Here is a 4,968-nt window from a genome sequence, read left to right on the forward strand (position 1 = left end):
GCGGGGCGGACACCCTGATTGTTCAGCAGTCTCCTAGAACCAGTCGCCCGGGACGTAGCCCGCGAGCGCCCCGACCGGTTCGCGGTATGCACCGTCGACGGCGGCGGCAGCGGCCGCGGACGCGATCCCCGGCGTGGCCGCGTGCGTGACGGCGGTCGGGACGGTCGGCATCGGGCGGGCCATCTGCTCGGAGCGGCCCCGGAAGAACAACAGCCGATCATCGGAACAGTCCTGAGGGCCGGCGCCGTTCACGTCGGCGAGGATCACCACGTGGTCACCGCCGTCGACGACCCGCGCGACCGAGCAGTCGAACCACGCGAGCGACCCGGCGACGCCCGGCATGCCGCGGCCCGTCCGCGCGAGAGGCACGCGCGAGAACTTGTCGGGATCGCGGCCACCCACCGTCGCGGAGACCTCCGCGGCGTCGGAACCCAACACGCTCACCGCGAACTCGCCGCGCTCCAGCAGGACTGGCAGCGTCCGGGACTGGCGCATGACCGAGATCAGCACCATCGGCGGATCCAGCGACAGGGCGCAGAACGACTGGCAGGCGAAGCCGGCCACCCCTGCGGGCCCCTCGGTCGCCACAACGGTGATACCTGAGCAGAACCGGCCGAGCAGCTCCCGCAGCGCCACGGGGTCGTGGTGGTCGATTGCTGAGTCCACGGCGATGTCCATGCAGATACAGGTACCCCGTGGAGTCGGACCGCGCCCGCCGACTCCCGGTGAGCGGGATCCGGGCGCGTGGGAATCGGTACGGAGGGAAAGCTGTGGCCATGACCGATCGCGCCGCCACCACGTCCACCGCCACCGCCACCGCGTCCTCCTCCGCCTCGTCCGTCGAACCCCCGCTCCGCGAGCTGGCCACGGACCGGGGGGTGCTGCGCTACCGCGAGGCCGGTGACGGCCCGCCGCTGCTCCTGCTGCACGGCTCAGGTCCCGGCGTGACCGGATGGCGCAACTTCTCCGGCAACGTGCCTGTGTTCGCCGAGCACTTCCGGACGATCGTGCTGGAGCTGCCCGGCTTCGGGGGCCTGGAGAGGCTGAGCCTGATCGGCAACTCGATGGGCGGGTTCATCGCCACCGCGTTCGCGTTGGAGCGTCCCGAGCAGGTGGAGAAGCTGGTCACCGTGGGCGGCGCGGGCGTCTCGATCTTCTCCCCGGGCCCGGGGGAGGGCATCATCCGGCTGTCCGCGTTCGTCGAGGACCCCACGCGTGAGCGGCTGATCGAGTGGCTGCACTCGATGGTCTACGACAAGTCTCTGGTGAGCGAGGAGATGATCGAGCAACGCTGGGCGCAGGCCACCGATCCCGAGACGCTGGCCTCCTCCCGCCGGATGTACGGGCGGGAGGCGTTGTCGGCGATGGCGGCGGCCCCCCGCGACGCGGCGGTCGTGCCGCCGTGGGCCAAGCTCGGCCAGGTGCAGGCGCCGACCCTGATCACCTGGGGCCGGGACGACCGGGTCAGCCCGGTGGACATGGCGCTGTTGCCCCTGAGAATGCTGCCGCGCGGCGAGATCCACGTGTTCCCGAACTGCGGGCACTGGGTGATGATCGAGCAGAAGGCGGCGTTCGACTCCGTCGTGCTGGGCTTCCTCACCCGGGACGTGAACAACGCCACGTAGTCTGCCTCGCCCGACGGGCCGCCCGAGCGCGCACAATGGGGTCGGGCGCCCTGATGCGGCGAGGGTCGGCGCGCGGGTCGCCCCCGAGGGGGACGCACATGCGCACCGCACTGCTCCACGGACGCGAACTGGCCTACCGCGAGGCGGGCGACGGCGAGGGGAAGCCGACGCTGCTGCTCATCCACGGGATGGCGGGTAGCTCGGTCACCTGGCGCGAGCTGATCCCGCGCCTGGAGTCCCACTTCCACATCCTCGCCCCCGACCTTCCCGGCCACGGCCAGAGCTCGCTGGAGTTCGACGACTACTCGCTCGGCGCGATGGCCTCGGCGCTGCGCGACCTCCTGGTGGCCAAGGGCGTCACCCGCTGCACGGTCGTCGGGCAGTCGCTCGGCGGCGGCGTCGCCATGCAGTTCGTCTACCAGTACCCCGAGTTCTGCGAACGGATCGTCCTCATCGGCAGCGGCGGCCTGGGTCGTGAGGTCAACTGGATCCTCCGGCTACTCGCCGTGCCGGGCGCCGAACTGCTGCTGTCGGCGGCCGCCGCGCCCTGGTTCGTCAATGCGGGCAACGCGGTCCGCCGGTTCCTGGGCGACAAGGGCATCCGCGCCGAGGCGATGGCCGAAGCGTGGGCCGCGTACGAATCGCTCGGCCGGCCCGGTCACCGCCGGGCCTTCTTCAAGACCCTCCGGTCTGTCGTCGATAACCGGGGGCAGGCCGTGTCGGCCACGAACCGGCTCCACCTCGCGGGGCGCCTGCCGTTCCAGCTGATCTGGGGCGACCGGGACCCCATCATCCCGGTCTCGCACGGCCACGCCACCCACGAGGCGATCCCAGGCAGCCGACTTGCGATCGTGGAGGGCAGCGGTCACTACCCGCACGTCGAGGACCCGGCCGCGGTCGAGCGCATCATCGTCGAGTTCATGACCGGGACCGAGCCCGGGCACATCGACCACTCGACGCCCGGCGCGGATATGGCCACGGACCCCAGGGCCGCGGACTGACCGGACGGCGGAGAGGCCGGACGCGGCCCGGCCCCGCCTGACCGGCCCCGGCCCCGCCGACGGCCCCCGGACATGACGCGGCCCCGGCTCCCTCGCGGGGGCCGGGGCCGGGAATCTGATCGGGCCGATCAGACCGTCACGAGTTCACTACTCACGCATCGGCGCCGGGCGCGGGCTCGGCCTCATCGGGATCGATGATCTCGTCCTCGACATCGGCGTCGTCACCGTCGGTCTCGTCCGGGACCTCGGCCTCGATGCCCTGCAGGATGTCGATCGCGCCCTGGAAGTCACCGGAGAACGCGGCGTCCACGGCGGCCTGGGCGTTGGCGGCACAGTCCTCGCCGCTCAGGCCGGGCACCACACCCTCGGCCGAGCCGAGGAAGTCGTAGGCGTCGATGGTGCCGCAGAGCTGCTCGGCGATGGCGGAGACCTCGGCGGGGGTGTCGACGTCGTCGCCCGCGCCGAGGCCGGGGACGGCGCTCTGGGCCGAGGCGAGCCCGGGACCGGCGAAGGACAGGGCGGCGGCGGAACCGATGACAGCGATGGTCTTCTTCATATGCGTCACACCTTCCTATCGGGAATCCGGGGCATCTCCCCGGCGATATGTGGCACACCGTAACGACCGAAGTGGAGCCTTGCTGTGATGGTGCTCACGCATACGGGTGATCCGGCCGGGCGTGCAGGGCCGCTGTGCAGGGGAAACGCGGACTGTACGAATTCTTCTTCATGTGTCCACCCGGATCCCCGATCGTTTGCCGGACCGTGCGACTTCGGGGAGTCTTAGCGCATGAGTGGAACCGCCGAGATCTATGACGCCGTCCTCGACCCGGGCAAGCTGGACGTGCTGCGCGCGTGGGTCCGTCGCCAGGACTGGTTCGACGGTGATCCCGAGAGCCTCGAGCAGGTGACGGCCTACCGGTTCGTCGACCCGGACGGCGAGGTGGGGATGGAGTCGTTCCTGCTCTCCGACGGCTCACGGACCTACCACGTCCCCGTGACCTATCGGGGTGCCGAGCTGCCCGACGCCGCCGACGCGCTCGTCGGGACCATGGAGCACTCGGTCCTCGGCCGGCGCTGGGTCTACGACGCCCCCGCCGACCCCGTCTACGTGACCGAGGTCTGCCGCGTGATCAGCCACCGCGACACCGCCGCCGACCACCTGCAGGTCGAGGAGGGCACGATCACGCCATCCCCGGTCAACATCCGCGGCGGCGGCGACGGGGTCGGACAGTCCCCCGAGGCGAGTCCGCGGGTCATCCGCGTCGTCGACGAGGAGAACGACGCCGAGGCCGACCGTCCGCTCATCGGCTCCCCGGGCACGCTCAGCGGGACGTGGGAGGACGGGGACGGCACGCACACCGCGGTCCTCGTCGTCGTCACCTAGGCCGGGTCCCCACCCACCCACCGCGACACCCACCCACCGCGACGCGAACGCCCGCCCCGACGGCTGCCGGGGCGGGCGTTGGTGTCGTAGCGGCGGCGGATGAGGCCGGCGCCGGGCCGGATCAGGCGCTCTTGATGGCCGAGATCTCCAGCTCGAGGGTGATCTTCTCCGAGACCAGCACGCCGCCGGTCTCGAGCGCGGCGTTCCAGGTCAGGCCGAAGTCGGTGCGGTTGAGGGTGGTGGTGCCCTCGAATCCCGCGCGCTGGTTGCCGAACGGGTCGGTGGCGGTGCCCTCGTACTCGAACGGGATGGTGACGGACTTGGTGGTGCCCTTGATGGTGAGGTCGCCGGTCACGTCCACGCCGCCCGAGCCGTTGGCCGCGATCTTCGTCGAGGTGAAGGTGATCTCGGGGTAGTTCTCCATGTCGAAGAAGTCGTTGGACTTCAGGTGCCCGTCGCGGTCGGCGTTGCGGGTGTCGATGGACGAGGCGTTGATGGTGACCTCGGCCTTCGCGCCGTCGATGCCCTCGGCCGGCACGGTGACGGTCCCCGTGAAGTCGTTGAACGCGCCGCGCACCTTGGTGATCATCGCGTGACGCGTGACGAAGCCGAGACGCGTGTGCGTGGGGTCGAGGGTCCAGGTGCCGGTCAGGTCGGTGAGGTTCGCGGTCATGGTGACTCCTTGGGTGATCGGTCCGGTCGATGCCGGACGCTTTCTTGTTGTTGTATCACCAACGATAGGGCGGCCCCTGTGACGTGTCAACTACCCAGCCGTGTGAGTCAGCCCACACTTAAGGTGGCCCGGTCAGCCCACCCGCCGCCGGAGGAAGTGCACCGCGTGCTCGACCGCGCCGAAGTGGCACGGCCGGCCGGCGAACAGGTCGAAGTGGTCGCCGGGGTAGTGGCGGACCTCGGCGCGCGCGGCGACCGCCGCCGTGGCCGCGGCGTGGGGCGGGGC

At 71.0% G+C, this 4,968-nt stretch carries 6 protein-coding genes and 1 pseudogene; 3 read left to right on the forward strand and 4 right to left on the reverse strand.

Annotated elements, in window-relative coordinates; genetic code table 11:
• Nucleotides 1-33 precede the first annotated feature (33 nt).
• The gene (locus G6030_RS07525) at nucleotides 34-666 is read right to left on the reverse strand and encodes a flavin reductase family protein (RefSeq protein ID WP_182642692.1); all 633 of its coding nucleotides are present in this window, start codon (nucleotides 664-666) and stop codon (nucleotides 34-36) included.
• A gap of 110 nt (nucleotides 667-776) precedes the next feature.
• Here G6030_RS07525 and G6030_RS07530 point away from each other — a divergent pair, with 110 nt between their 5' ends.
• Both G6030_RS07530 and G6030_RS07535 read left to right on the forward strand, forming a co-directional pair.
• Nucleotides 777-1,625 carry an alpha/beta fold hydrolase gene (locus tag G6030_RS07530; protein WP_182642693.1) on the forward strand — a complete coding sequence of 283 codons (849 nt, stop codon included), beginning with the start codon at nucleotides 777-779 and terminating at the stop codon, nucleotides 1,623-1,625.
• A 98-nt stretch (nucleotides 1,626-1,723) separates the two neighbouring features.
• On the forward strand, nucleotides 1,724-2,626 hold the full coding sequence (locus tag G6030_RS07535; RefSeq protein WP_182642694.1) for an alpha/beta fold hydrolase: 903 nt from the start codon (nucleotides 1,724-1,726) through the stop codon (nucleotides 2,624-2,626).
• A 151-nt stretch (nucleotides 2,627-2,777) separates the two neighbouring features.
• On the opposite strand, the gene G6030_RS07540 is transcribed toward G6030_RS07535, so the two are convergent.
• Nucleotides 2,778-3,182 carry a hypothetical protein gene (locus G6030_RS07540; RefSeq protein WP_182642695.1) on the reverse strand — a complete coding sequence of 135 codons (405 nt, stop codon included), beginning with the start codon at nucleotides 3,180-3,182 and terminating at the stop codon, nucleotides 2,778-2,780.
• Nucleotides 3,183-3,413: 231 nt separating this feature from the next.
• Between G6030_RS07540 and G6030_RS07545 the strand changes: the two genes are divergently transcribed.
• Nucleotides 3,414-4,010 carry a hypothetical protein gene (locus G6030_RS07545; protein ID WP_007633847.1) on the forward strand — a complete coding sequence of 199 codons (597 nt, stop codon included), beginning with the start codon at nucleotides 3,414-3,416 and terminating at the stop codon, nucleotides 4,008-4,010.
• Nucleotides 4,011-4,131: 121 nt separating this feature from the next.
• On the opposite strand, the gene G6030_RS07550 is transcribed toward G6030_RS07545, so the two are convergent.
• A complete protein-coding gene (locus tag G6030_RS07550) occupies nucleotides 4,132-4,683 on the reverse strand; it encodes a YceI family protein (RefSeq protein WP_007633845.1) in 552 nt (183 codons plus the stop codon).
• A 132-nt stretch (nucleotides 4,684-4,815) separates the two neighbouring features.
• Nucleotides 4,816-4,968, reverse strand: a pseudogene (locus G6030_RS16450) (alpha/beta hydrolase); the annotation flags it as partial.

The organism is Dietzia sp. E1 (genome assembly GCF_014145015.1).
GTDB classification, from domain to species: Bacteria; Actinomycetota; Actinomycetes; order Mycobacteriales; family Mycobacteriaceae; genus Dietzia; species Dietzia cinnamea_A.

Coding starts and splice junctions, on each gene's coding strand:
- G6030_RS07540 (WP_182642695.1), bottom strand. CDS start 3,182: ATGAAGAAGACCATCGCTGTCATCGGTTCCGCCGCCGCCCTGTCCTTC.
- G6030_RS07545 (WP_007633847.1), top strand. CDS start 3,414: ATGAGTGGAACCGCCGAGATCTATGACGCCGTCCTCGACCCGGGCAAG.
- G6030_RS07535 (WP_182642694.1), top strand. CDS start 1,724: ATGCGCACCGCACTGCTCCACGGACGCGAACTGGCCTACCGCGAGGCG.
- G6030_RS07530 (WP_182642693.1), top strand. CDS start 777: ATGACCGATCGCGCCGCCACCACGTCCACCGCCACCGCCACCGCGTCC.
- G6030_RS07550 (WP_007633845.1), bottom strand. CDS start 4,683: ATGACCGCGAACCTCACCGACCTGACCGGCACCTGGACCCTCGACCCC.